Here is a 25020-nt window from a genome sequence, read left to right as displayed (position 1 = left end):
CCGGCTAGTCCTGCGGCAGGTTCGCCGCGCGTACGTCGAGCAGCCAGCTCTCGACGGCCGGCTCGTCCGGCTGTTCCGGCAACGGGCTGCGGATGGTGTCGAAGTCCCGTTCGGCCTCGGCCAGCAGCGCACGTGCCTCGTCCACCTCCCCGGCGGCGACCCGATCGCCGAAGTCCACGAAGGACCGGGGGTCGTCGAGCCGGATCGGCAGCCGGCCGGTCGCGTACAGCACGCGGCCCTGGTGGACGAGGCGGGCCAGGTGGCGGGCGTGTTTGGCGGTCCGTCGCCGGGTGTCGGCCGAGAACGTACCGTCGCCGCGCGACTCGAGCTTGCGGAACTGCTGGCCGGCGTAACCGAGGTAGGCGGCCCGGACCCGGGGAGCGGCCAGGAATGCCGTACGGAGGCCGACCAGCCGGTCGCCCAGGTCGGTCCGGGTCTCGTACAACTCGTCGGGCAGCCAGACCAACTCGGTCGCGGTCGGGTTGCCGCTCAGTGCCAGCCGGCACCACTTGCCCGCCTCGTGCAGGGTCCGGTCCGGTGACGTGGTCACGATCGACGCCTGCGGCGGGTGCAGCCCGTGGAAGGCGACCGTGGGCGCGGCGAATAGACCGAGCCGGTCCACGTCGGACCCCGGGCGGGCCAGGCCGTACGCGGTCGAGCCGACGATCCCGGCGAGGAGCAGGCGCATACCGGAGATGATCGCGTACCGGCTGCTTCGGCCGAACGGGTTTTTGTTCGGGAGGCCGGAAAAGTTGCCATCGGTTGTCAGGTTTTGCTGACAACGTCGTCGACATGAGCCAACTCGTCGACATGAGTCCCGACAGGAACCGAACGGAACGCCCACTGACCGGCAGGATCGCGCTGGTCGCCGGGGCGACCCGAGGAGCCGGCCGGCAGATCGCGGTGCAGCTCGGCGCTGCCGGCGCCACCGTCTACGCCACCGGTCGCAGCACCCGTGAGCAACGCTCGGAACTGGACCGACCCGAGACCATCGAGGAGACCGCGGAACTCGTCAACGAGGCCGGCGGCGTCGGCATCGCGGTGCCGGTCGACCATCTGGTGCCGGAGCGGGTCGAGGCGCTGGTCCAACGGATCGACCGGGAGCAGGGAAAGCTGGACGTACTGGTCAACGACGTGTGGGGCGCCGATCCGATGATCGGTTGGGACCAGTCGCTCTGGCAGCACTCACTCGCCGACGGGCTGCGTACGCTCCGCCTGGCGATCGACACCCACCTGATCACCAGCCACTACGCGTTGCCGCTGCTGATCCGCTCGCCCGGTGGCCTGGTGGTCGAGGTCGGCGACGGCACCACGGAGTACAACGGGAACAACTACCGCGCCACGGTCTTCTACGACCTGGCGAAGACGGCGGTCAACCGACTCGCCTTCAGCCAGGCCCACGAACTGCGCCCGTACGGCGCGACCGCGGTCGCGCTGACGCCGGGCTGGCTACGCTCGGAGATGATGCTCGACTTCTACGGCGTCACCGAGGAGAACTGGCGGGACGCGACCGCGCGGGAACCGCACTTTGTCGTCTCGGAGTCGCCCGCGTACGTCGGCCGTGCGGTCGCCGCCCTCGCCGCCGACCCGGACCGGGCCCGCTGGTCCGGTCAGTCGCTCTCCAGCGGCCAACTCGCCCGGGTCTACGGCTTCACCGACCTCGACGGCAGCCAGCCCGACGCCTGGCGCTACATCGTCGAGGTACAGGACCCGGGCAAGCCCGCCGACGCCACCGGCTACCGCTGATCGGTACCCCGTGGACGGGGGGCCACGGCGCCTAGGCGCCGACAGGGGTCACGGCCGGTAGAGCGCGTCCGACCGGGCCGCCGCCTCGGCGAGCCGGGCCCGCAGCGGCGGCGGGTCGAGCACCTCGATCTCCGGGCCGAAGCGGAGCAGCATGCTGTAGCCGACGTCGAGTGACTCGACGGGCAGCCGGGTCACCACCCAGCCCTGCCCGTCGGGTTCGCCCGCCGCCGCGAGCGCCTCCCGCGCAGCCGGTGGTTCCGTCAGGTACCGCAGCGCGCGGAGGCCGGCCGGGCTCAGCCGTACCGTGATCCGCTCGGGAAGCATGGCCTCGATGAACCCGGTCACCTGGGCCGACCAGAAGCCGGCCAGGTCGAAGTCCCCGTCCCGGTCGAAGCCGGTCGTGGTGACCTCGACCCCGACCACCCGGTCCACCCGGTAGGTGCGGTGGTCGTCGTCGACCCGTGCGACGAGGTACCAGACCCCGCCCTTGAGGACCAGCCCGTACGGCTGCACGATCCGGGTCACCTCCCGGTCGCGCCGGTGGTAGCGCAGCTCCACCACCCGGTCGCGCCACACCGCCGTGGCCAGGTCGCTGAGCAACGGCGGCGGATCGGCGGCCCCGAACCAGCCGGGTACGTCCAGGTGGAACCGCTGCCCGGAGCGTCGAGCCGCGTCCCGCAGCGGTGCAGGCAACGCGGCCAGCACCTTCAACCGGGCGGCGGCGACCGGTTCGGCGAGCCCCATCTCGTCGACCGGTCCGGGCAGGCCGGAGAGGAAGAGCGCGTCGGCCTCGGCGCGACTCAACCCGGTCAGCCTGGTCCGGTAACCACCGAGCAGCCGATAACCACCGGCCCGTCCACGGTCGGCGTAGACCGGCACCCCGGCCGCGCCGAGCGCCACCACGTCCCGGTACACCGTCCGCTCGGAAACCTCCAGTTCCTGGGCGAGTTCGGCGGCGGTCATCGTCTCCCGGTTCTGCAACAGCAGCACCAGTGAGATCAGCCGAGCAGCGCGCATCCGTCCATACTGCCGTCCACCGCCGGCCTCCGGCCGCCGACGGGCGGTGGTGGAACAGAGCCGGCCGTCAGGGTCACCCAGTAGGCTTCCGGCTCGTGGGCGCAGCCAAGGTCGCGGCCCCGGCTGTCAGCGCGGCCGGGCAGTTCTTCACCGGTGTCGGGCTGCTCCTGCGCGGCCTCGGCACGTACGCCCGGAATCCCCGTCTGGTGTTGCTCGGCATCCTGCCGGCGCTGATCACCGGTGCCCTCTTCCTCGCCGGCTACGCCACGCTGATCTACTTCGTCACCGACCTCGCCGACCTGGTCACCCCGTTCGCCGACGGCTGGGTGCAATGGGGTCGGGACCTGATCCGGGTGCTCGCCGCGTTCGCGTTCCTCGCCCTCGGCGCGGTGCTCGGCGTACTCACCTTCACGGCGGTGACCCTGGTCGTCGGCGACCCGTTCTACGAGGAGATCTCCGGCCGGGTCGAGGCCCGGTACGGCGGGGTGCCCAACGAGATCGAGGTGCACTGGCTGCGGTCCCTGCGGCGGAGCATGGTCGACTCGCTCCGGCTGGTCACCCGCTCCGTGCTGCTCGGCGTACCGCTCTTCTTCGCCGGTTTCATTCCGGTGGTCGGGCAGTTCGTCGTACCCGTGATCGCCGCCGCGGTCGGCGGCTGGTTCCTCGCCCTGGAGCTGGTGGGCGCCCCCTTCTACCGGCGCGGGCTGCGCCTGGCGGACCGGCGTCGGGTGTTGCGCGAGCACCGGCCGGTCGCGCTCGGCTTCGGCGTCGCCGTCTTCTGCTGTTTTCTGATCCCGCTTGGCGCGATCCTGGTCATGCCGGCGGCGGTGGCCGGCGCCGCCCTGCTCGCCCGGCGGTCGCTCGGCCAGCCGATCGACGAACCCGGCCGCTGGATCGAGCAGCCGGCCCCCGGCACGGGGGCATAGTGGAGACGAGGCTGCTCCAAGCGGACATCACCACGGTACGGGTGGACGCCATCGTCAACGCGGCGAACTCGTCGCTGCTCGGCGGCGGTGGGGTCGACGGGGCGATCCACCGGCGCGGCGGTCCGGCGATTCTGGACGCCTGTCGGGACCTGCGGGCATCCCGGTACGGCCGGGGCCTGCCGACCGGCCAGGCGGTCGCCACCACCGCCGGCAACCTGCCGGCCCGCTGGGTGGTGCATACCGTCGGCCCGGTCTGGTCGGCCGACGAGGACCGGTCCGGGCTGTTGCGGGACTGCTACTCCCACAGCCTCCGGGTCGCCGACGAACTCGGTGCCACGTCGATCGCCTTCCCGTTGATCTCATCCGGCGTCTACCGCTGGCCGATCGAGGACGCGGTACGCCAGGCGTTGACCGTCCTGGGGGCGGCTCGGCCGACACATGTCGCCGAGGCCCAACTGGTGCTCTTCGACGCCGGGACCCTCGCCGTCGCGGAACGGGTGCGGGACGGCGGCTGAGTCAACCGACGCGGGCCGGGTCGACTGCTTGAGCCGACGCGGTCAGGCGGAGTCGCGCAGCACCAGTTCGGTCGGGAGGACCACCGCCGGCTCGACCTCCTCGCCGGCCGCGAGCCGGAGCAGTTGCCGGGTCATCTCCCGGCCGATCTGGAGGATTGGCTGACGCACCGTGGTCAGTGGCGGATCGGTGTAACGGGCCGACTCGATGTCGTCGAATCCGATCACCGCCACGTCGTCGGGGACCCGGCGACCGGCCTCGCGCAGCGTACGGAGGGCGCCGTGGGCCATCAGGTCCGAGGCCACGAAGACCGCGTCGAGGGTCGGGTCGTCGTCGAGCAGTTGGCGCATGGCGAGCGCCCCGGACTCCCGGGTGAAGTCGCCGACCGCGACGATCGAGCGACGCCGGGAGTCCTGCAACTCGGTCCGGTAGCCGGCCAGCCGTTCGATGCCGGCGACCATGTCCTGTGGGCCGGCGATGGTGGCGATCCGCCGTCGACCGGAGTCGAGCAGGTGCCGTACGGCACGGGCCACCCCGCCGATGTGGTCGACGTCGACGTACGGCACCGGTACGGACGCCCGTCCGAGCGGGCGTCCGCCGCAGACGACCGGGATGCCCATCCGGGCCAGCGCGCTGGGGAGCGGGTCGGCGCCGTGCAGCGAGGCGAAGAGCACCCCGTCGACGTGCCGGCCCATGGCGTAGCTCTCCACCCGGTCGTGGCTGGCCGTCGAGCCGGCCAGCATCAGCACGAGCTGCTTGTCGGCGGCCTCCAACTCCTGGCTCACCCCACGGATGATGCCGGGGAAGAAGTGGTCGTCGGAGAAGACCCGGGTGGCGGCCTCGGGCAGGATCAGCGCGATCGAGTCGGTCCGCTGGGTGACCAGACTGCGGGCGGCCAGGTTGGGCACGTACCCCAGTTCCTGGACCGCCCGCCGGACCGCTTCCCGGATCGGCTCGGCGACCGTGGTCGAACCGTTGACCACCCGCGACACCGTGGCTCGGGAGACACCGGCGCGCCGTGCCACCGCCTCCAGGGTCGGTCGCTCCCGCGCCATCGTCATGCGGCTCCTTCGTCTCCTCGCCGTGGCACTGCCACCGGCGTGTCGGTCACAGGCCGTTGCGGCGGATCACCTCCCGGTACCACCGCGCGCTGTCCTTGAGCACCCGCCGCTGGGTCAGGTAGTCGACGTGGACGATCCCGAACCGCTTACGGTAGCCCTCGGCCCATTCGAAATTGTCCAGCAATGACCATACGAGATACCCGCGCAGGTCCACGCCCCGCGATATGGCCTCGTGTGCGGCCCGAAGGTGCCCGTCGAGGTAGTCCACCCGGTCGGCGTCCGGAATCCGCCCGTCGGCGTCCGGGTCGGCGCGGTCGAACTTGTCCGGGAAGGCCGCGCCGTTCTCGGTGATGACCATCGGGACGCCCGGGTAGTTCTCCGAGATGCGTACCAGCAGGGTGGTCAGGCCACGCGGCTCGATCATCCAGCCCATGTCGGTGAGCGGGCCGACCGGCGCCACGAACTCGATCCCGTCGGTGCCCGGATAGGCGCCGCCGCCACCGGTCGCGCCCTCCCGGGCGGTCACGTAGGTCGGCTGGTAGTAGTTGATGCCGAGCAGGTCGATCGGGACGTTGATGATCTTCTCGTCGCCGTCGCGCAGGTGGTCGAGGTTGGTGAACCGGGCCACGTGTTCGAGCACGTCGGCCGGATACTCCCCGCGCAGCATCGGGTCCAGGAAGATCCGGTTGGCCAGGCCGTCGACCAGCCGTACCGCCGCCTGGTCCTCGGGCCTGGTCGGGTCGACCGGGTACGCCTCGGTCGGGTTGAGGGTGATCCCCAGGGTCTGCGCACCGGCCGCGCGCAGGGCCCGACCGGCGAGGCCGTGCGCCAGCAGCAGATGGTGTACGGCGGTGAAGGCGGCTGCCGGATCCTGCCGCCCGGGGGCGTGTACGCCGTTGCCGTAACCGAGGTACGCGGAGCACCAGGGCTCGTTCAGCGTGGTCCAGGTCTTCACCCGGTCACCGAGGCGGGCGTAGACGGCGGTGGCGTACTCGGCGAAGTGTTCGGCGGTCGCCCGGTTGGTCCAGCCGCCCCGGTCCTCCAGGGTCTGCGGGAGGTCCCAGTGGTAGAGGGTGACGATCGGGTCGATGCCCCGGCCGATCAGCTCGTCCACCAGCCGGTCGTAGAAGTCGAGCCCGCGCGGGTTGACCGGGCCGGAGCCGTCCGGCTGGATCCGGGGCCAGGCGATCGAGAACCGGTACGCCTGCAGCCCGAGGTCGGCCATCAGCGCCACGTCCTGCGGGTACCGGTGGTAGTGGTCGCAGGCCACGTCACCGGTGTGGCCGGCGTAGACCTTGCCCGGCGTACGGCTGAAGGTGTCCCAGATCGACGGGCCGCGACCGTCGTCGTGCACCGCCCCTTCGATCTGGTACGAGGCGGTCGCCGCGCCCCAGACGAAGCCCTCCGGGAAACGTACCGTCGCCTCCGCGGGTGCCGCCAGCACCGCCGGGGGCGTCTCAAGACTGGTCATACCGATACCGCACCTTTCCTGATGCCGCTGATGGTGCCGCGGACGACGACGAGATCGACAGGCAGCGGCACGCCGGTGGTCGCGGCCCCCGTGCCGGCTCGCACGCTGCCGCCAGCGGTGGCCGTCCGGCGGGCGCGCGATGAATTCTCGCCTCCGAGCCTGAACGTGGGTCACCCGAGTGTCAAGAGAGCGCTCTCACAAAGTTACACGGAGTCTCCTCATGGCGCTGCCTGAGCAGCCATGAAGAGACGCGGGACCGAGCGGGTCGGGCGTACTCAGCCCGCGCGCAGACCCTCCAGCAGGGTGACGTCGCCAGAGGTCTCCAGCACTTCGAAATTGATCCGGCCCCAGAGCGCCAGCACCAGGTCGCTGGCATTGCCGGTGACGTGTGCCCGGGCGTGGTGGTCGTCGTCGTCCAGGATCGTGTCGGTGTCGAGCAGGGCCACACCCGTGCCACGCAACCGCAGGTACCAGTCCTGGCCGGCGTCGGCCGCGACGAGCTGCACCACGCCGTACCGGGGCTCGGGCGAGCGGCGCCGACCGGCCGGCAACCAGGTGTCCAGTACCTCGCTCACCCCGTCGGCGGCGAGCTTCGCCTCGATCGGCTCGGCCGAGGCGATCGCCAACTGGGCGTCCCAGCGGTGCAACGTGGTCTCGAGGGCCATCCGCCGTGGCCAGAACCCGGCCCGCTTCGGCTGCGGTGCCCAGTTCCAGGCCGGCGCCTCCGGGTCGACCGTGTCGAACGCGGCCACCAGTTGGTCGTACTCGTGCTGCCACCACTCGATCGCCGCGGCTCCGGCCGGCAGGCCGTCCTCGACCGCCCACTTGGCCGGCGCGCTCGTGACCCCGCTGGTGATCACGCCACGGACCCAGCGGTAACGCGAGCCGAGGTGGTGCACCAGATCGGTCGTGGTCCACTCCGGACAGGAGGGCACCGGGCCATCGGGTGGCGCCTCGGAGACCGCCACGCGAAACGCCGGCCCGTCCGCACGCAGGGCGGCGAGCCAGAAATCCTTGGTGCCGTGCAGTCTGCTCATCAGGATCCTCCCGCGCTACCGGGCCACCAGTGGGTCGCCTGGCTCCCCCTCAGCCTAGGGTGAACAACGTGCCAGACGTTAGCGCCCAGACCGCCGCAGCCGACTCCGCCGAGCCGGCGCCGCTCGCGAACTACACGACGCTGCGACTCGGAGGGCCGCCGCGCCGCCTGGTGCTGGCCGAAGAAACGGGTGAAATCGTACAGGGAGTACGAGAAGCGGAGTTATTCGGGCAGCCGGTGCTGATTCTGGCCGGCGGTAGCAACCTGGTGATCGGCGACGACGGGTTCCCCGGCACGGTGATCCTGATCCGCTCGCGCGGCTACCGGGTGGTCGCCCAGGACGATCGGACCGTGACCCTGCGGGTCGAGGCCGGCGAGCCCTGGGACGACCTGGTCGCCGCGACCGTCGAGAACGGCTGGTCCGGCCTGGAGTGCCTCTCCGGCATCCCCGGCTCGGCCGGCGCCACCCCGATCCAGAACGTCGGGGCGTACGGCCAGGAGGTGGCCGAGACCGTCGCCGGGGTCGAGGCGTACGACCGGGTGGCCGACGAGGTGGTCCGACTGACCCCGCAGGAGTGCGCCTTCGCGTACCGGTCCAGCATCTTCCGGCACAGCGACCGGTGGACCGTCCTGAGCGTCGACTTCACGCTCCAGCGTTCGCCACTGTCCACCCCGGTCCGGTACGCCGAACTCGCCCGCGCGCTCGGCGTCGGGATCGGTGACCACGTGCCACTGGCGCAGGCCCGGGCGACCGTACGGGCGCTCCGCGCAGGCAAGGGCATGGTGCTCGACCCGGCTGACCCGGACACCCGCTCGGTCGGCTCCTTCTTCACCAACCCGGTGCTCGACGTCGCCGCGTACGACCGGCTCGTGGAGCGGTCCGACGGGCTCGGCGAGCCGCCCTCCTGGCCCACACCGAGTGGTGTGGTGAAGGTCAGCGCCGCCTGGCTGATCGACAAGGCCGGGTTCGGCAAGGGTTACCGGGGTGCGGGCGGCGCGGCCATCTCGTCCAAGCACACCCTGGCGCTGACCAACCCGGACTCTGGTACGACGGCGGCCCTGATCGACCTGGCCAGGGAGATCCGCGACGGGGTGCACGACCGGTTCGGCGTGACCCTGCACCCGGAACCCGTGCTGGTCAACTGCACCCTCTGACCCCCACCCACTCACCGCGCCACGCACCCGCCGCGCCACGCCTGCGGCGTTAGGAAGGGCCCCTTCCTATACAAAAAGCGATAACAAGGGGCCCTTCCTTACCCCGGGGCGACGGTGGTCCAGGGGACGGTGATCTCGCCCAGGCGCCAGCGGGCGGGGCGGTCCAGGACCGGCCAGCCGGCGTCCCGGACCGCGCCGACCGTACGGAGCCAGCGCTGGCGGGGACCGAAGGTGGCGTACGGGGCCGCGTCGCGCCACCCGTCGTCGAGCGCCCGGAGCAGTCCGTGCACCCCGGTGCCGGGCACGTTGTGGTGGATCAGGGCCTTCGGTAGCCGCTCGGCCAGCGCCGCCGGGGTCTCCAGGGTGGCGAGCCTCGGTGCCAGGGTGAGCGACCGGGGTCGACCGGTGGCGTCCAGCAGCAGCCAGGTGGCGAGCCGTCCCAGTTCGTCGCAGGTGCCTTCGACGATCAGTCCGTTCGGGGCGAGCGCGTCGGCCATCGTCCGCCACGCCTGCGGGACCTGTGCCTCGTCGTACTGGCGGAGCACGTTGAAGACCCGGACCAGCACCGGGCGGAGCCCGGCCAGCTCGAAGCCGCCCCGGGCGAAGGTGAGTCCGGGCGGGTCGGCCGCGTCGGCGGCGGCGGCTACCCGTACCGGGTCGATCTCCAGCCCGACCACCCGTACGTCCGGTCGGACCGCGGCGGTCAGCCGGGCCCGGAGTTCGACGGCGGTGACCGGGGTGGCGCCGTAGCCGAGGTCGATGACCAGCGGGTCGGCCGCGTCCCGCAGTGGTCCCGCGCAGGTCGCCGCGATCCAGTTGTCCACCCGGCGCAGCCGGTTCGGGTTGGTGGTGCCCCGGGTGACCACTCCGACCGGTCGACGTGGCGGTGGCATCAGGGGGCCCGGCGGTGTCGTCCCGGTGCGGGCATCAGCTCACCCGGTGCACCCGGTGCTGGGCCGCCTGGGCCAGTGGGCGGACCACCAGCCGGTCCACGTTGACGTGCTGGGGTCGGGTGGCGCACCAGGCGATGCAGTCCGCGATGTCGTCGGCGACCAGCGGGTCCGGCACCCCGTGGTAGACCGCCGCCGCCCGTTCGGCGTCGCCGCCGAAGCGGTGCAGCGAGAACTCGTCGGTACGGACCATGCCCGGGTCGATCTCGATCACCCGGATCGGTCGGCCGAGCAGTTCCAGTCGGAGGGTACGGGTCAGCGCGGTCTCCGCGTGCTTGGCCGCGGTGTAGCCGCCGCCGCCCTCGTACACGTCGATCCCGGCGGTGGAGCTGACCACGATCACCGTGCCGGCGCCGGAGGCGTCGAGCAGTGGGAGCACCGCCTGGGTCACCCGGAGCGTGCCGAGTACGTTCACGTCGTACATCCACTGCCAGTCGGCGATCGGGGCGGACTCCACCGGGTCGAGCCCGATCGCGCCGCCGGCGTTGTTCACCAGGAGGGTGACCGGACCGGGTAGCCCGGTCGCGGTTGCCACCAGCGCTGCCACCGACTCGTCGGAGGTGATGTCGCAGGTTGCCGCGGTGGCCGTACCGCCGTTTTTCTCGATCTCCTCGACCAGTTCGGCCAGCCGGTCGGCCCGCCGGGCGGCGGCCAGGACGTGGAAGCCCTCGGCGGCGAGTCGGCGGGCGGTGGCCGCGCCGATTCCGCTGGAGGCGCCGGTGACGATCGCGACAGGTGTCATCAGGGCATTGTTTCCCATCGACCGGTCTAGCCGGTCCGAGGGCGGCACCGGATCGGGTCGGCCGATGGATGAGGTCGGTCACCAATGCGGGTACCCGGATGAATGGTTGTGGCGTGATCGGGAAGATGACGATCAGCCTGGCGGTTGTTGTCCTGGGGCGCCCGGGATGTGCCGGACCGTAGTCAGCTTGACCGAAGGAGTGGATGTGGCGGAATCCCACACGGGCGTCGGGCGGCAGCGGGGCGCACAGCCGTGGCCGACGCCGAGCCGTATCGCCACCCTTTCCGTGCACACCTCGCCGCTGCACCAGCCGGGTATCGGCGATGCCGGCGGCATGAACGTCTATATCGTCGAGGTGGCCCGCCGCTTGGCTGACGCGGGTGTCGAGGTGGAGATCTTCACCCGGGCGACGGCGAGTGACCTGCCTCCGGTGGTCGAGATGGCGCCGGGGGTGCTGGTCCGGCACGTCACCGCCGGCCCCTTCGAGGGGCTCGCCAAGGAGGAGCTGCCGGGCCAGCTCTGTTGCTTCACCAACGGGGTGCTGCGGGCGGAGGCGGCGCACCCGCCGGGCCACTACGACCTGATCCACTCGCACTACTGGCTCTCCGGGCACGTCGGCTGGCTGGCCCGGGAGCGCTGGGGGGTGCCGCTGGTGCATACCGCGCACACCCTGGCCAAGGTGAAGAACTCGCGGCTGGCCGAGGGGGACCGGCCCGAGCCGAAGTCCCGGGTGATCGGCGAGGAGCAGTTGGTGGCCGAGGCCGACCGGTTGGTGGCGAACACCGCCGTCGAGGCCCGCGACCTGATCGCCCGTTATGCCGCCGACCCTGACCGGGTGGCGGTGGTCGAGCCCGGGGTCGACCTGGAACGGTTCCGGCCGGCACCGGCCGGGTCGGCCGCCGCGCGCCGGATCGCCGCCCGTCGTCGGCTGGGCCTTCCCGAGTACGGGTACGTCGTCGCGTTCGTCGGTCGGATCCAGCCGCTCAAGGCCCCTGATGTGCTGCTGCACGCGGTCGCCGCGCTGCGGGAGCGGGATCCGCTGGTCGCCGACCAGTTGACCGTGGTGATCGCGGGCGGCCCGAGCGGGAGTGGCATGGACCGGCCGACCGCGTTGATCGAGCTGGCGGCTTCGCTCGGGATCGGTGACTCGATCGTGTTCCGGCCGCCCTGCACCGGGGACGACCTGCCGGAGCTGTACCGGGCGGCGGACCTGGTGGCGGTGCCGTCGTACACCGAGTCGTTCGGGTTGGTGGCGTTGGAGGCCCAGGCGTGCGGTACGCCGGTGGTGGCCGCCGCGGTCGGTGGGCTGGTCACCGCGGTTCGGGATGGGCGCAGCGGCATCCTGGTCGACGGGCATGACCCGGTCGACTGGGCGCGTACGCTCAGCGGCCTGCTGGCGGCGCCGGGTCGACGGGCGGCGCTCGCCGAGGGGGCGGTCCGGCACGCGCAGAACTTCTCCTGGACCAGGACGGCGGCTGGGCTGCTCGAGGTCTACCGTGATGCGATGGTGGAGCACCGGAGCAGGTTGGCGTCGGGGTTGCCGGGTGAGGCCGAGGGCCTGTCGAGCCCGGTTCTGCCGGCCGGCATCCGGTGACCGGGCGGTTTCCGAGGTGACCGGGCGGGACGACCGGCTGGCGATCGGGGCGTTGATCGAGTCGGTCTGCGCCGAGCGTGAGCTGCCGTGCGAGGCGACCGGTGAGTTCGCCTACGCGGTGACCCTTCCTGGTACGCACAAGCTGAAGACGGTCTGCAACCTGATCGTGGGCGAGCACGCGCTCCGGATCGAGGCGTTCGTGATGCGCCAGCCGGATGAGCGGCGCGAGGAGTTGTGGGCCTGGTTGCTGCGCCGCAATGCGCGGATGTACGGCGTGGCCTTCTCCGTTGACGCGGTCGGCGACGTGTACCTCACCGGTCGGGTCGGGTTGGCGGGGGTTTCCGAGGAGGAACTGGACCGGTTGCTCGGTTCGGTGTTGAGCTACGCCGACGAGTCCTTCGACACCATGTTGGAGATCGGTTTCGGTACCTCGATCCGGCGCGAATGGGAGTGGCGGATCAAACGGGGCGAGTCTGTCGCGAACCTCGCGGCCTTCACCCATCTTTTCGAGCCGTCGAAATCCGCCGACCCGGATTTGGACCGTCCCTGACGGGTATGGCAGCGGTGGCGCACGGACGATGAGCGACGCGCGCCGCATGCCGATGACAGACTGTCCAGGGAGCGTGAGAATCTCATGGCTCAACGAAGCAGTTCGAGTCGCGGCGGCACCGCGACCGCGACCAGAAGCCGGGCGATCAGCGCCCGAACCAGCAGTCCGAGTGACATCGCCCAGCTGACCGCCGACCAGATCCGTGGCCAGCTCCGCAAGCGGGGCATCACCGGCATCTCCGCGTTGCGCAAGGACGATCTGGTGCAGCGGCTGGCGAGGGCGATGCGGGCGGAGGGACGGGCCGGCGGTGGGTCGGCGCGTCAGAGCACGGGCCCGGCGAAGCGGACCGGGACGGCTGCCCGTAAGAGCAGCCCGGCGGCGCGTAAGAGCACCGCGTCGGCCCGGACCAGCACCGCGTCGGCCCGGAAGAGTACGTCGCCCGCGCGCAAGAGTGCGTCGTCGGCGCGGACGAGGACCGCTTCGGGGCAGGTGAGCGCGGCGGCGCGGCAGCGTCGGGCGTCCCCGTCGAAGGCGGCGCCGAGTACGGCCGCCCGTACCATGGAACGGGCGAAGAACGCGGCGGCCAACGGAATCCGGATGGGTCGGACCATGTCCCGTTCGTTGAAGTACGCCCAGCCGATCTCCTCGCCCGACCAGCGGCCGGAACGGCCGGGACGGAGCCTGGTCACCACGAGTCACGAGGTGATCCGGCGGTGGGCGCGGGCCCGTAAGGCGAAGCCGGCGACGATCGCCGGGACCGAGCGTGACGGCCGGGCCGGCGTTCTGACGTTCAATTTTCCGGGGTGGCGCGAGGGCGGCCGGTTGCGGCAGATCACCTGGGAGCAGTGGTTCAAGACGTTCGACCTGCGCCGGCTGAACTTCATCTACCAGGAGCAGCGTTCGGACGGTAAGCAAAGTAACTTCTTCAAGCCGGAATCTCCGGACCGGGAAGATGGCTGAACTGTACGGAACATGGTTCGCGTGTGGTGATTCACTCCGTGTGACCGGCGAGACAGCCGCTGAGCTTGTGCCGGTTCCGGAGCGCGAACTACCGTGATCGCGGGCGCGACGCTTGGAACGGTTCGGGGGAACCGCGGATCGAGCAGATCCGAGCACCGAGCAGAGCGCGCCCGGGGGACGGGTGGCACTAAGCCGTTGGGGGACGGCGCCACCTGAGACCGGCGGTGTGAGCGGGCGATGCTTACGGGGGTGAGTGTCGCCCGCCGCCGCCGGGCCGACTTTTCTGTGGTTGCCGGTCGGTTGGCGCGGTTCAGTCGCTGGCGGCACCGGCGGTGCTGACGATGGCACTCGACGCGGGCGGCGCAGCGGTCCGGAGCACCGCCACCCGCCGTTCGCGGGGCGGGCCGGCCAACAGGTGCCCGAGCGCCGCAGCCAGGCCCAGACCACCAACGATGACCCAGTGCCAGTCTCCGAGGTGCTGCAGGCTCACCCCGCCCAGGGCGGGTGCGACAAACGCGGCTGCGGGAAAGGTCAGGTAGAAGACCGACTGGTAGCGGGCCCGGAGTACGGCCGGGGCGAGTTCCGCGTTGATCTCGGCGTTCGGTGGTGCGGCCAGCATCGAGCCGACCGTCCACACCACCGAGGCGGCCAGGTAGACCGGTAGGTGGTCGGCGAGGGCGAGTGCGCCGAAGCCGAGGGCGAGCAGGGCGGTCGAGGCGGAGAGCACCAGGTGCTTGCGGTAACCGTCGATCAGCCGGGGCACGAAGAGCTGCCCGAGCACGATCAGTCCGCCGCCGAGCGCCACCACGATTCCGTACGACGTTGCGCTGAGCCCGTCCGCCCGCATCGCCAGCGGCATGATCGTCGAGGTCTGGGTGGTGAGTACGGCCAGCACGAAGGTCAACCCCACGAACACCATGAACGTACGGTCGGTCAGCGCGGTGACCAGTCCGGGTCGGCGTGCCGTTCCCGCCCCGGCGTTGCCCGGCGTGCGGGTGGCGCGACGGCCGGTGGTGCGGCGCAGTGTTTCCGGCACCTTCCAGGCGATCAGCACGGTGGTGGCGAGGGTGGCGCCCGCGTCGACCAGGAAGAGCGCCAGGAAACTCGTCTCGGCGAGCAGGCCGGCGAGGAACGAGGCGGCGGCCATGCCCAGGTTGAACGCCCAGAACTGGAGGTTGAACGCCCGTGACCGGCGCTCCTCGGGCACCACGTCGATGATCGCCGCGACGAACGCCGGCCCCGGCATCGAGTGCATGACGCCGATCAGTGCGGCGAGGACGGCGATGGTGGCCAGGTCGTTGGCGAAGGCGAGCACGAGCATGCCGATCGCCGCCGCCAGGTGCGACCAGACCAGGGTGGCGCGTCGGCCCCAGCCGTCGGCCAACACCCCGCCGAGCAGCACCCCGACCGCGCCGCCGGCCCCGTACGCGCCGACCACCAGCCCGGCGAGACCTTCGCTGGCTCCCCGGCTGCCGGTCAGGTAGAGCGACAGGAAGAGCATCGCGAACGCGCCGACCCGGTTGATCAGGAGCCCGGTCCAGAGGTACCAGTAGGTGGCGGGGAGTCCTCCGGCGGTTTCGCGCAGCCAACCGCGCACCCACGTACCTCTTTCTGCAAGGTTTGTTTCCAGTTTGATCATAGGAAGACCCTGCGCCACGCACCAGCGTGCCACGGATCACCCCCGTTCCCGGGGGCTGGTCGCGGGAGGGGGTTCAGGCTGCCTGAGAAGCGGCCAGTGGGCCCGGGGTGGGGGTCGGGGTCCGGCGCGATTCGGCCTCGTTGGCCAGCCGCTTGAGCTCCACCGCCCGACGTTCGCGCGCCGGGCCGGAGATCAGGTGTGCGACCGCGATCGCGAGTCCGATCGCGGCGCAGCCGAGCCAGAGGGTCGAGTCGCCGAGGTGCTCGCGTACCAGGCCGCCGAGGATCGGTGCGCTGAACCCGGCCAGTGACCAGGAAAGGGAGAAGACCCCCTGGTAACGGCCGCGCATCCCGGGCTTGGAGAGTTCGGCGATCAGGGTCGAGTTCGACGGGGAGTTGAGCATCTCGCCGAGGGTCCAGGTCAGCACGGTGAGCGCGTAGAACCAGGCCGCGTCGGCGAAGGCGGTCAGTCCGAATCCGACTCCGGTGATGACGGCGGCCAGGGCCAGTACGTGCGACCGGCTGCGCCCGCGGATCAGCCGGGGCACGAAGAGCTGGCCGGCGACGATCAGGATTCCGTTGAGTGCGATCACGGTGCCGTAGGTGGAGGGTGCCAGGCCGTCGGCGCCCATCGCGATCGGCAGCATCGAGATGTGCTGGAGGAAGACCAGCGCGGTGAAGATGTTGATCAGCACGAAGCCGAGGAAGACGCGGTCGCCCAGGACGTCGAGCAGGCCACCGCGGGCGCGGGTGCCGGGGACCGGGGCCGAGGGGACGTACGTCCGGTGCGGCTCGCGGACCTTGAGGAAGATGACGGCCGCGGTGATGAGCGTGGTCGTCGCGTCGACCAGGAAGAGCAGTTCGTAGCTGACCTGGGCGGCGAACCCGGCCAGGATCGCGGCGCAGGCGAAGCCGAGGTTGATCGCCCAGTAGTTCAGCGAGAAGGCGCGCAACCGGTCCCGGTCCGGCACCACGTCGACCATCATCGCGGCGAACGCCGGCCGGGCCGCCTCGGCGAACATGCCGAGCAGCAGCGCACCAGCCGCGATCACCCAGAGTCCGCGGGCGAAGCCGAGCGCCAGCATCATCGAGGCCGCGCCGATGTGTGCGGTGAGCAGGGTGGGGCGCCGTCCCCAGCGGTCGGCGAGGATGCCGCCGGTGAGCGTGCCGACGGTGCCGCCGGCCCCGTAGAGGCCGATCACCAGGCCCGCCTCGACCGCTGAGAAGCCGCGCGCGGTGGTCAGGTAGATGGCGAGGAAGACCAGGATGAAGGAGCCGAGGCGGTTGATCAGGGTCCCGGTCCAGAGGTACCAGAAAGTGGTGGGTAATCCACCTGTGGTGTCTTTGACCCAGCCCCGTACCGACCTCACGTCGCCCCCCGATGTGTAATGACCTCTGATCGGTCAATGCCTTACAACCTAGTCGGCGCGCTCACTCGCGGTCATGTTGATTACCACGTGGTGGTCGTCACGGCGGGTGCCGGCGCGTCCCGACGGGACCTGCGGAAAGATGTGGGGCATGACAGTTGGGACCCTCGTGCTGCTGCGGCACGGCGAGAGTGATTGGAACGCCAAGAACCTCTTCACCGGCTGGGTCGACGTGGACCTGACCGCGAAGGGTGAGGGCGAGGCGCGCCGCGGTGGCGAGCTGATGCGGGAGCACGGGCTGCTCCCGGACGTGGTGCACACCAGCGTGCTGCGCCGGGCCATCCGCACCTCGGAGCTGGCGCTGAACGCCGCTGACCGGCACTGGATCGCGGTCCGCCGGTCGTGGCGGCTCAACGAGCGGCACTACGGCGCGTTGCAGGGCAAGGACAAGAAGCAGACCCTGGCGGAGTACGGCGAGGAGCAGTTCATGCTCTGGCGCCGGTCGTACGACACCCCGCCGCCGCCGATCGCGGACGACGACGAGTGGTCGCCGGCCGGAGACCCGCGCTACGCCCTGGTGCCGCCGGAGCTTATGCCCCGTACCGAGTGCCTCAAGGACGTGGTGGAGCGGATGCTGCCGTACTGGTACGACTCGATCGTGCCGGACGTGCTGGCCGGCCGGACCGTGCTCGTCGCGGCGCACGGCAACTCGCTGCGGGCCCTGGTCAAGCACCTGGACCAGATCTCCGACGAGGCGATCGCCAAGCTCAACATCCCGACCGGCATCCCGCTGCGCTACGACCTCGACCCGCAGCTGCGTCCGGTCACCTCGGGCGGCACCTACCTCGACCCGGAGGCGGCCAAGGAGGCCGCCGCCGCCGTCGCCAACCAGGGCCGCTGACTCTTCCGGCGCTGACCCGTCCAGCAGCGCTTCGGCGCTGCCGGGCCGCGTGACGCCATGTGAACAAGGGGCCCTTCCTACCGTTTCCGGTTGGGAAGGGCCCCTTGCCGTGGTCCACCCGGCTCTGCGTCGGGCGCGGCTGGCCGGTCGGTCACCCGGCGGGCGGCAGGACTAGCTGGCAGTGCTCTGCTCGTCGGCGAACTCGCCGGTGACCAGGTAGACGACCCGCTCGCCGGCGTTGACCGCGTGGTCGGCGTAGCGCTCGTAGAAGCGGCCCAGCAGGGCGCCGTCGATGCCGGTCTCGACCCCGTACGGCCAGTCGTCGCTGAGCAGGATCGCGAACAGGTCCCGGTGCAGGTCGTCCATGGCGTCGTCGTCGCTCTCCAGCTCGGCCGCGAGGTCGGCGTCGGGCTTGGAGAGCACTGCGCCGATCTTGCGCGCGATCCGGTCGGCGACGCCCGCCATCTCGGTGAAGACCCCGCGCAGCTCCGCCGGTACGGCCGGGGAGGGGTGCCGGCGCAGTGCCGTCTTGGCGACGTGGTCGGCGAGGTCGCCCATCCGCTCGAGGTCGGCCGCGATGTGCAGCGCGGTGATCACCGCACGGAGGTCGGAGGCGACCGGGGCCTGCCGGGCGAGCAGGTCGGCGACCCGCTCCTCCACCTGCCGGTGGATGAGGTTGATCTCGGCGTCGCGGGCGATCACGGCCTCGGCGGCTGTCCGGTCGGCGGTGAGCAGCGCCTTGGTCGCCTTGCTCATCGCCGCGCGGACTGCCTCCGCCATGTCCACCAGCAGTTGGCTGACGATGTGCAGGTCGGTCCGGAACTCGTCGCGCATGATCACGTCCTGTGGTCGGTGGGTCGCCGGTGGGCCACCGCCGCCGACGTACCCGCACGGGGTTGGGGCAGGTTGCCTGCTCACCGTAGGGCTCCCCGACGGCCCGTAGGTGAACGTAAGTGAACGACGCGAGGCTGAAGCGTGAACTTTGCCAAGTCGGCGCCTGATTTGTCCTATTGTGTAGGGCCGCTTGGATAACAATGACCCTACGATCGCCGGGTGGAATGGGGGGTCGTAGCCGGCGTGGCCGGTGGGCTGGTGGTCGGGCTGACCATCGGCCCGATGCTGGTGCGCGCCATCCGGCGGGCGCCTGTGCAACACGAGCGGCGACTCCCGGTTGGGGGCGACCTCACCCCAGCCGACGGGAGGCCGGCGATCGCAAAGCACCAGAACGAAGTTTCCGGACTCGGACGCAAGAGCATCGACTCGCTCCGGGTCGGCGTGGTGGTCCTGGACACCAACGACGAGCCCGTACTGATCAATCCGGCGGCGCGGGCGATGGGCCTGCTACGTGCCGGAGCCGGTCCGGGTACGGTCGCGGCCCACCCGATCATCCGTACCCTCGCCGGGCAGGTGCGTCGGACCGGCGTACGGCGCGAGGTCGAACTCGACCTGCCGCGCAGCCGCGACGGCGGGGTCCATGACCCGCTCGGTGTGCACCTGCGCGCGATGGGGATCGGCAACGGGTACGTGGCCATCGAGGCCGCCGACGTGACCGAGTCGCACCGGGTGGCGCGGGTACGCCGTGACTTCGTGGCGAACGTCAGCCACGAGCTGAAGACCCCGATCGGGGCGTTGCAGTTGCTCGCCGAGGCGCTGCTGGACGCCACCGAGCCACCGGTCGAGACCGGTGGGGTCGAGCCGTCCGAGGACGTGGTGGCGGCCCGACGATTCGCCGAACGGATCCAGCACGAGTCCACCCGGCTCGGCCGGCTCGTCAACGAACTGCTCGAACTGACCCGGTTGCAGGGTGCCGAGCCGCTGCCGGAGCCGGAGCCGGTCGCGGTGGACTGGGTGATCGCCGAGGTGATCGACCGGACCCGCACCACGTCCTCCGCCCGGAAGGTCGAGATCGTGGTCGAGGGCCAGCGTGACCTGACCGTGTACGGCAGCGACAGCCAGGTCGCCACGGCGGTCGGCAACCTGGTGGAGAACGCGATCGCGTACTCCGGCGAGGAGAGCCGGGTGACGGTCACCACACGGGCGGACGACGATCACGTCCAGATCTCCGTCGCCGACCAGGGCATCGGCATCTCGCCGAGCGAGGTCGACCGGATCTTCGAGCGCTTCTACCGGGCCGACCAGGCCCGTTCGCGGGCGACCGGGGGCACCGGTCTCGGTCTGGCGATCGTCAAACACATAGCCACCAACCATGGCGGACGGGTCGAGGTGTCAAGCACGCTTGGTGGAGGCTCGACGTTCACCCTGCGGCTGCCAGCCCGTCCTCCGGACGCCGTCCTACCGCTACCCCCGTCAATTGAGATCGACACTGGTTCGGCTGAGTAATCCCAGGTCGGACAGAGGAAAGGAAATTCCGTTGGCCCGCGTTCTCGTGGTCGAGGATGAGGAGTCGTTCTCCGACGCCCTCTCCTACATGCTGCGCAAAGAGGGTTTCGAGGTCTCGGTCGCACCGACCGGGCTCTCGGCGCTCACCGAATTCGACCGCACCGGCGCGGATATTGTCCTCCTTGACCTGATGCTGCCCGAGATGTCCGGTACCGAGGTCTGCCGCGAACTGCGTCAGCGCTCGCACGTACCGATCATCATGGTGACCGCTCGGGACAGTGAGATCGACAAGGTGGTCGGCCTGGAGATCGGGGCCGACGACTACGTGACCAAGCCGTACTCGCCGCGTGAGCTCGTCGCCCGGATCCGGGCGGTGCTGCGGCGCAAGAGCAGCGAGACGGTCGACCTGGCCGCGCCCACCCTGGCCGCCGGGCCGGTCCGGATGGACATCGAGCGGCACGTGGTGACCGTCGACGGTGTCGCGGTGCAGTTGCCGCTCAAGGAGTTCGAGCTGCTGGAACTGCTGCTGCGTAACGCGGGTCGGGTGCTGACCCGGGGGCAGTTGATCGACCGCGTCTGGGGTGCCGACTACGTCGGTGACACCAAGACCCTCGACGTGCACGTCAAGCGACTGCGTTCCAAGGTCGAGCCGGAGCCCTCCACGCCCCGCTACATCGTCACCGTGCGCGGTCTCGGCTACAAGTTCGAGCCGTAGGCCGCCCCGCCCCGCCGGGGCGTGTACGACCGCGTCGATCATGAAGTTGGCGAGGGAATCGCGCGCGATTCCCTCGCCAACTTCATGATCGACGTTCTGTTCAGGCGGGGACGGGCCGGTTGGCGGCGGGGCGGGTCAGGAGCAGGCCGAGCAGGGCCACGGCGGCCAGTGCCATGACGGCGATGCCGTACTCCCGGGCCGTGGTCAGCACTCCGCCGGCGTGCACCACCAGGAAACCGGCGATCACCGCCGGCAGCCCCATGGCGAGGTACGACACCACGTAGATGACCGAGAGCACCCCGGCCCGCTCGTGCGGCCGGGCCAACGGGACCACGGTGCGGATAGCGCCCTGGAACCCGCCGCCGAAGCCGGCGCCGGCCACCACCGTTCCGGCGAAGAAGAGCGACTCCGAGGAGTTGGCGATGGCGAGCAGGGTGACGCCCACGCCGACGAAGAGGCCCGCCGTGCCGACGAACATCAACGTACGGGGAGCGCTGGCCCGCAGGAGCAGCACCATCGCACCGCCGCTCGCGGCGAGGGTGAACAGGGCCAGCCCGCCGAGCACGAACGAGTTGGAGCCGGCCACCAGCCGTACCACCGCGGGGCCGAGCGAGCCGTAGAAGCCGGCGAGGGCCCAGGCGGCGGCCAGCGCCGGCGCGGCCAGCAGCAGCGGGCGGCGGGCGACCGGTGGGAGGGCGAACTGGAGGCGCAGCGAGGCGAGCGCTCCCGGACGCGGCGACGACGATTCGGACATCAGCAGCACGCCGACGCCCTGGAGGACGAAGATCCCGAAGAGCACCAGGTAGACCAGGTGGGCGGGGGCGGGCAGGTACTGGACCAGCAGGCCGGAGCCGAGCGCGCCGGTGGCCGTACCGAGCATCGGGCCGACCGCGTTGGTGATCGCGCCCTTGGTCTGGTTCAGGTCGAGCATGCCGGCGCCGATCGCACCGGCGGCGGCGCCGGTCGACAGGCCCTGGAGCACCCGGGCGGCCATCAGTGCGGGTACGCCGTCCGCGGCGGCGAAGGCGAGCATGGTCGCCGCCTGTACGGCGATCGCCGCGATCAGCACCGGCCGGCGCCCGACATGGTCGGAGAGCGAGCCGACGGTGAGCAGCGCGGCGAGTACGGCCAGCGCGTACACGCCGAAGACCAGGGTCACGGTGATTGGCGAGAAGCCCCATTCGGCCTGGTAGATGGCGTAGAGCGGGGTGGGGGCGCTGGATCCGGCGAGAAAGGCGACCACGACCGAGGCGAGCAGGTAGAACCCGACCGTGTTCGGTAGCCGGCCGGCCCGGGGTGGCGCTTGGAGATCGGGCGGGGAGACGCTCGGGGAGCTCATGCGGACTTCTCTCGCGGCAGCGGACGAACAGACGAGTCTGTCTGACTGACCGGGCCACCGTAGACAGATCTGTCTGCCAGAGTCCAACCACTGTCATGAAGACCACGGAGCCGCGGCGGACCACGGACGCGGGAGTGACCTCGGTGCCGGACCGCCGGGAGGTCCGGTGTGGGCTACGACACGATGGTCGGCGTGGTCACCTTGCGGCCACCGCCGTTGACCCGCCGGGTGGGCGAGGGCTCCGGGGCCGCCGGGCTGGCCGGGTGGGGTGCGACCAGACCACTTTTGAGCCGGGCCGCGCAGAGTTCGGCGAGCTTCGCGTACGCCGGGGCGCCGATCAGGGCGGTCAGCTCCGCCTGGTACGACAGGTACATCGCCTCCTGGCCGACGTGCGCCTCCGGCGACGACGTGCACCACCAGTCCAGATCGTGGCCGCCCGCGCCCCAGCCGCGCCGGTCGAACTCGCTGAGTGTGGAGACCAGCACCTTGCTGCCGTCGGGCCGCTTGCTCCACTCCTGGTCCCGCCGGACCGGCAACTGCCAGCAGACGTCGGGCTTGTACTCCAGCGGGTGCACTCCGTCGCGCAGTGCCTGGGCGTGCAGGGCGCAGCCCCCGCCACCGGCGAAGTCGGCGTCGTTGAGGAAGACACAGGGGCCCTCGTCGCCCTGGGTCGCGGTACGCCGGGCCGGCGTCTTGCCGTCGACGGTGTCCATCTCCGTGTACTTCTTGAAGCCGCGCCGGTAGTGCTGCCAGGTCAGGGGGGTGAGCCGGCCGGCCGCCGCCTTCACCCGTTGCTCGTCGTCATCATCGGTGAAGAACGCGCCGTGCGAGCAGCAGCCGTCGCTGGCCCGGCCGGCGATGATGCCGTGGCACGCCTTGCCGAAGACACAGGTCCAGCGGGACAGCAGCCAGGTCAGGTCGGCGCGGACGAGATGCTCGGCGTCCGCCGGGTCGAGGAACTCGACCCACTCCCGGGGGAAGTCGAGATCGACCTCCCGGCTACGGGGATCGGCCGGATCCTGGACCAACACGCGGAGTTGGGTACGAGGCGCCACCTGGTCAGCGTACGCCCGGCGGTTCTACCAGGTCGGATACCTGCCTTTCCGGGCGTGCTGCGCCGGCCCCCGGAGGAACCGGGTGATCGGCGCGTCTAGGGTTTCGACCATGCGGCTCGGAGTGCTCGACGTGGGATCCAATACCGTCCACCTGCTCGTGGTGGACGCCCACCATGGCGCGCATCCGTGGCCGGCGCACTCGGAGAAGGCGGTGCTGCGGTTGGCCGAGCAGATCGGCCGGAACGGGGCACTGACCGACAACGGTGCGGACGCCCTGGTCGCGTCCGTCGTCGAGGCGAAGGCCTCCGCCTCCCGGCTGGCCGTCGACGACCTGCTCGCCTTCGCCACCTCGGCGGTCCGGGACGCGACCAACGCGGCACACGTGCTGGCGCGGGTACGGGCCGAGACCGCCGTACAGCTGGAGGTCCTCTCCGGGGCGGACGAGGCGCGGGCGACGTTCCTCGCGGTACGGCGCTGGTTCGGCTGGTCCGCCGGGCGGCTGCTGGTGCTCGACATCGGCGGTGGCTCGCTGGAGGTGGCGGCCGGCATCGACGAGGACCCGGACATCGCGCTCTCGTTGCCACTGGGGGCGGGGCGGCTGACCCGGGAACGGCTCAGGGTCGACGCCAGTACCACCGAGCCGCCACCGGCCCAGGCCGTGATGGAACTTCAGGAGTACATCGAGTCGTTGCTCGACCCGGTGGTGGAGCGAATGAAGCAGGCCCGCTGGGAGCGGCCGGTGGCCACCTCGAAGACGTTCCGGATGCTCGCCCGGCTGGCCGGGGCGGCACCCTCCAGTTCCGGGCTGTGGGTCCGGCGCAGCCTCTCCCAGAACGGGCTGCGGCAGATCATCGGTTTCATCCGGCACATTCCGCCGAGCAAGCTCTCCGAGCTCGAGGGAGTGAGCAGCAGCCGGGCGCACCAGTTGCTGGCGGGCGCGATGGTGGCCGAGTCGGTCATGCGTCGGCTCGGCATCGAGTCGCTGGACATCTGCCCCTGGGCCCTGCGCGAGGGAGTCATCCTGCGTCGTCTGGACCAGCTCGAACCGGCCTGAATACACGCCGCTGAGCTGCGGATTCGGGTGATTTAGCACATCTTGTCGGTGGCGGTTCCGCAGCCGAGAGCTACGCTGACAACCGTGACCCCCCCTGTGCTGCTGTCCAGTTCCTCGGTCTTTCCCGAGCCGACGGCGGCGGCCTTCGAACTGGCCGCGGCGCTCGGTTACGACGGTGTCGAGGTGATGGTCTGGACCGACGCGGTGAGCCAGGACGCCGGGGCGCTGCGCGGCCTGGCGGAGCACTACGGCGTGCCGGTGCTCTCGGTGCACGCCCCCTGCCTGCTCGTCACCCAGCGGGTCTGGAGCAATGACCCGGGCATGCGTCTGCGGCGGGCGGTCGAACTGGCCGAGACGCTGGACGCCCCCACGGTGGTCGTGCACCCGCCCTTCACCTGGCAGCGCGAGTACGCGCGCACCTTCACCCCGCTCCTCGCCGAGCTGGCCGAGCAGCACCCGGGCGTACGTGTCGCGGTGGAGAACATGTACCCGGTCAGGATGGCGGGCCGGCAGTTCGTCCCGTACGCGCCGAGCTGGAACCCGACGGAGACCGGTTACGACGCGTACACCCTGGATCTGTCGCACTGCGCCGCGTCGCACACGGACTCGATCGACATGGCCGACCAGATGGGCGGGAAGCTCGCACACGTCCATCTCGGTGACGGCACCGGGGAGGGGCGCGACGAGCACCTCGTTCCCGGTCGTGGCAACCAGCCCTGCGCCGAACTGCTGGCGTCGCTGGCCGGCCGTGGCTTCACCGGCGCGATCGCGGTGGAGGTGTCGACCCGGGGCGCGAAGAGCCGCGCCGGCCGGGAGGCGGATCTCGGTGCGGCCCTGGCCTTCGCCCGCGCTCACCTCGCCGCCGCGCCCACCCTCAAGCACTGAGGGCG

At 71.1% G+C, this 25020-nt stretch carries 25 protein-coding genes; 12 read left to right on the top strand and 13 right to left on the bottom strand.

What is annotated here, in order from left to right; all coding sequences use genetic code 11:
- Positions 1 to 4 precede the first annotated feature (4 nt).
- On the bottom strand, positions 5 to 688 hold the full coding sequence (locus BDK92_RS15585) for a nucleotidyltransferase domain-containing protein (RefSeq protein ID WP_121157371.1): 684 nt from the start codon (positions 686 to 688) through the stop codon (positions 5 to 7).
- A 104-nt stretch (positions 689 to 792) separates the two neighbouring features.
- On the opposite strand from BDK92_RS15585, the gene BDK92_RS15580 reads away from it, so the two are divergent.
- Positions 793 to 1746: an SDR family oxidoreductase gene (locus tag BDK92_RS15580; RefSeq protein ID WP_246017052.1), complete on the top strand. Its 954-nt coding sequence runs from the start codon at positions 793 to 795 to the stop codon at positions 1744 to 1746.
- A 48-nt stretch (positions 1747 to 1794) separates the two neighbouring features.
- On the opposite strand, the gene BDK92_RS15575 is transcribed toward BDK92_RS15580, so the two are convergent.
- Entirely contained in the window at positions 1795 to 2763 is a 969-nt protein-coding gene (locus BDK92_RS15575) for a helix-turn-helix transcriptional regulator (protein WP_121157370.1), read from the bottom strand.
- A 95-nt stretch (positions 2764 to 2858) separates the two neighbouring features.
- Here BDK92_RS15575 and BDK92_RS15570 point away from each other — a divergent pair, with 95 nt between their 5' ends.
- Together BDK92_RS15570 and BDK92_RS15565 are read left to right on the top strand one after the other, a co-directional pair.
- Positions 2859 to 3689: an EI24 domain-containing protein gene (locus BDK92_RS15570; RefSeq protein WP_121157369.1), complete on the top strand. Its 831-nt coding sequence runs from the start codon at positions 2859 to 2861 to the stop codon at positions 3687 to 3689.
- Complete coding sequence (locus BDK92_RS15565) at positions 3689 to 4204, top strand: O-acetyl-ADP-ribose deacetylase (RefSeq protein WP_121157368.1); 516 nt, start codon at positions 3689 to 3691, stop codon at positions 4202 to 4204. The genes BDK92_RS15570 and BDK92_RS15565 overlap by 1 nt, the downstream gene beginning before the upstream one ends.
- Before the next feature lie 42 nt (positions 4205 to 4246).
- Here the strand turns inward: BDK92_RS15565 and BDK92_RS15560 are convergent, their stop codons facing one another.
- From BDK92_RS15560 to BDK92_RS15550, 3 genes are all read right to left on the bottom strand, one after another.
- Positions 4247 to 5263, bottom strand: a complete 1017-nt coding sequence (locus BDK92_RS15560) for a LacI family DNA-binding transcriptional regulator (protein ID WP_121157367.1) — start codon at positions 5261 to 5263, stop codon at positions 4247 to 4249.
- Positions 5264 to 5309: 46 nt separating this feature from the next.
- The gene (locus tag BDK92_RS15555; protein ID WP_121157366.1) at positions 5310 to 6734 is read right to left on the bottom strand and encodes a GH1 family beta-glucosidase; all 1425 of its coding nucleotides are present in this window, start codon (positions 6732 to 6734) and stop codon (positions 5310 to 5312) included.
- A 275-nt stretch (positions 6735 to 7009) separates the two neighbouring features.
- Positions 7010 to 7771, bottom strand: coding sequence for a maleylpyruvate isomerase family mycothiol-dependent enzyme (locus tag BDK92_RS15550; RefSeq protein WP_121157365.1), 762 nt, complete (start codon positions 7769 to 7771; stop codon positions 7010 to 7012).
- A 68-nt stretch (positions 7772 to 7839) separates the two neighbouring features.
- Here BDK92_RS15550 and BDK92_RS15545 point away from each other — a divergent pair, with 68 nt between their 5' ends.
- Entirely contained in the window at positions 7840 to 8925 is a 1086-nt protein-coding gene (locus BDK92_RS15545) for a UDP-N-acetylmuramate dehydrogenase (protein ID WP_121162193.1), read from the top strand.
- Positions 8926 to 9023: 98 nt separating this feature from the next.
- On the opposite strand, the gene BDK92_RS15540 is transcribed toward BDK92_RS15545, so the two are convergent.
- Both BDK92_RS15540 and BDK92_RS15535 read right to left on the bottom strand, forming a co-directional pair.
- Positions 9024 to 9818: a class I SAM-dependent methyltransferase gene (locus tag BDK92_RS15540; protein ID WP_121157364.1), complete on the bottom strand. Its 795-nt coding sequence runs from the start codon at positions 9816 to 9818 to the stop codon at positions 9024 to 9026.
- Positions 9819 to 9852: 34 nt separating this feature from the next.
- Positions 9853 to 10617: an SDR family NAD(P)-dependent oxidoreductase gene (locus tag BDK92_RS15535; protein ID WP_121157363.1), complete on the bottom strand. Its 765-nt coding sequence runs from the start codon at positions 10615 to 10617 to the stop codon at positions 9853 to 9855.
- Positions 10618 to 10822: 205 nt separating this feature from the next.
- Here BDK92_RS15535 and mshA point away from each other — a divergent pair, with 205 nt between their 5' ends.
- Positions 10823 to 12211 carry a D-inositol-3-phosphate glycosyltransferase gene (gene mshA / locus BDK92_RS15530; protein WP_121162191.1) on the top strand — a complete coding sequence of 463 codons (1389 nt, stop codon included), beginning with the start codon at positions 10823 to 10825 and terminating at the stop codon, positions 12209 to 12211.
- Positions 12212 to 12227: 16 nt separating this feature from the next.
- The gene (locus tag BDK92_RS15525; protein WP_246017051.1) at positions 12228 to 12761 is read left to right on the top strand and encodes a type III secretion system chaperone family protein; all 534 of its coding nucleotides are present in this window, start codon (positions 12228 to 12230) and stop codon (positions 12759 to 12761) included.
- Positions 12762 to 12850: 89 nt separating this feature from the next.
- On the opposite strand, the gene BDK92_RS40320 is transcribed toward BDK92_RS15525, so the two are convergent.
- The gene (locus tag BDK92_RS40320; RefSeq protein WP_246017623.1) at positions 12851 to 12988 is read right to left on the bottom strand and encodes a hypothetical protein; all 138 of its coding nucleotides are present in this window, start codon (positions 12986 to 12988) and stop codon (positions 12851 to 12853) included.
- Here BDK92_RS40320 and BDK92_RS15520 point away from each other — a divergent pair.
- A complete protein-coding gene (locus BDK92_RS15520) occupies positions 12945 to 13721 on the top strand; it encodes a hypothetical protein (RefSeq protein ID WP_425462304.1) in 777 nt (258 codons plus the stop codon). The two genes, BDK92_RS40320 and BDK92_RS15520, sit on opposite strands and share 44 nt — an antisense overlap.
- 310 nt (positions 13722 to 14031) lie before the next feature.
- Here BDK92_RS15520 and BDK92_RS15515 read toward each other — a convergent pair whose 3' ends face one another.
- Together BDK92_RS15515 and BDK92_RS15510 are read right to left on the bottom strand one after the other, a co-directional pair.
- Positions 14032 to 15360 carry an MFS transporter gene (locus tag BDK92_RS15515; RefSeq protein WP_121157360.1) on the bottom strand — a complete coding sequence of 443 codons (1329 nt, stop codon included), beginning with the start codon at positions 15358 to 15360 and terminating at the stop codon, positions 14032 to 14034.
- A 73-nt stretch (positions 15361 to 15433) separates the two neighbouring features.
- A complete protein-coding gene (locus BDK92_RS15510; protein ID WP_121157359.1) occupies positions 15434 to 16729 on the bottom strand; it encodes an MDR family MFS transporter in 1296 nt (431 codons plus the stop codon).
- A 139-nt stretch (positions 16730 to 16868) separates the two neighbouring features.
- Between BDK92_RS15510 and BDK92_RS15505 the strand changes: the two genes are divergently transcribed.
- Positions 16869 to 17627 (top strand): phosphoglyceromutase, encoded by a 759-nt coding sequence (locus BDK92_RS15505; RefSeq protein ID WP_121157358.1) that lies wholly within the window; start codon positions 16869 to 16871, stop codon positions 17625 to 17627.
- Between the two features lie 171 nt (positions 17628 to 17798).
- Here the strand turns inward: BDK92_RS15505 and phoU are convergent, their stop codons facing one another.
- Positions 17799 to 18461, bottom strand: a complete 663-nt coding sequence (gene phoU, locus BDK92_RS15500; RefSeq protein WP_121162190.1) for a phosphate signaling complex protein PhoU — start codon at positions 18459 to 18461, stop codon at positions 17799 to 17801.
- 219 nt (positions 18462 to 18680) lie between these two features.
- On the opposite strand from phoU, the gene BDK92_RS15495 reads away from it, so the two are divergent.
- Positions 18681 to 19967 (top strand): sensor histidine kinase, encoded by a 1287-nt coding sequence (locus BDK92_RS15495; RefSeq protein WP_121157357.1) that lies wholly within the window; start codon positions 18681 to 18683, stop codon positions 19965 to 19967.
- A gap of 31 nt (positions 19968 to 19998) precedes the next feature.
- A complete protein-coding gene (locus BDK92_RS15490) occupies positions 19999 to 20682 on the top strand; it encodes a response regulator transcription factor (protein ID WP_121157356.1) in 684 nt (227 codons plus the stop codon).
- A 100-nt stretch (positions 20683 to 20782) separates the two neighbouring features.
- On the opposite strand, the gene BDK92_RS15485 is transcribed toward BDK92_RS15490, so the two are convergent.
- Entirely contained in the window at positions 20783 to 22021 is a 1239-nt protein-coding gene (locus tag BDK92_RS15485) for an MFS transporter (RefSeq protein ID WP_121157355.1), read from the bottom strand.
- Between the two features lie 173 nt (positions 22022 to 22194).
- On the bottom strand, positions 22195 to 23052 hold the full coding sequence (locus tag BDK92_RS15480) for a DUF3109 family protein (RefSeq protein ID WP_121157354.1): 858 nt from the start codon (positions 23050 to 23052) through the stop codon (positions 22195 to 22197).
- 133 nt (positions 23053 to 23185) lie between these two features.
- On the opposite strand from BDK92_RS15480, the gene BDK92_RS15475 reads away from it, so the two are divergent.
- Entirely contained in the window at positions 23186 to 24130 is a 945-nt protein-coding gene (locus BDK92_RS15475) for a Ppx/GppA phosphatase family protein (protein ID WP_121157353.1), read from the top strand.
- A gap of 84 nt (positions 24131 to 24214) precedes the next feature.
- Positions 24215 to 25015, top strand: coding sequence for a sugar phosphate isomerase/epimerase family protein (locus BDK92_RS15470; RefSeq protein WP_342775819.1), 801 nt, complete (start codon positions 24215 to 24217; stop codon positions 25013 to 25015).
- Positions 25016 to 25020 lie beyond the last annotated feature (5 nt).

It is taken from the genome of Micromonospora pisi (genome assembly GCF_003633685.1).
GTDB classification, from domain to species: Bacteria; Actinomycetota; Actinomycetes; order Mycobacteriales; family Micromonosporaceae; genus Micromonospora_G; species Micromonospora_G pisi.
The sequence above is the reverse complement of the archived record's forward strand: the minus strand, read 5'-3'. Positions and strand labels throughout refer to the sequence as shown.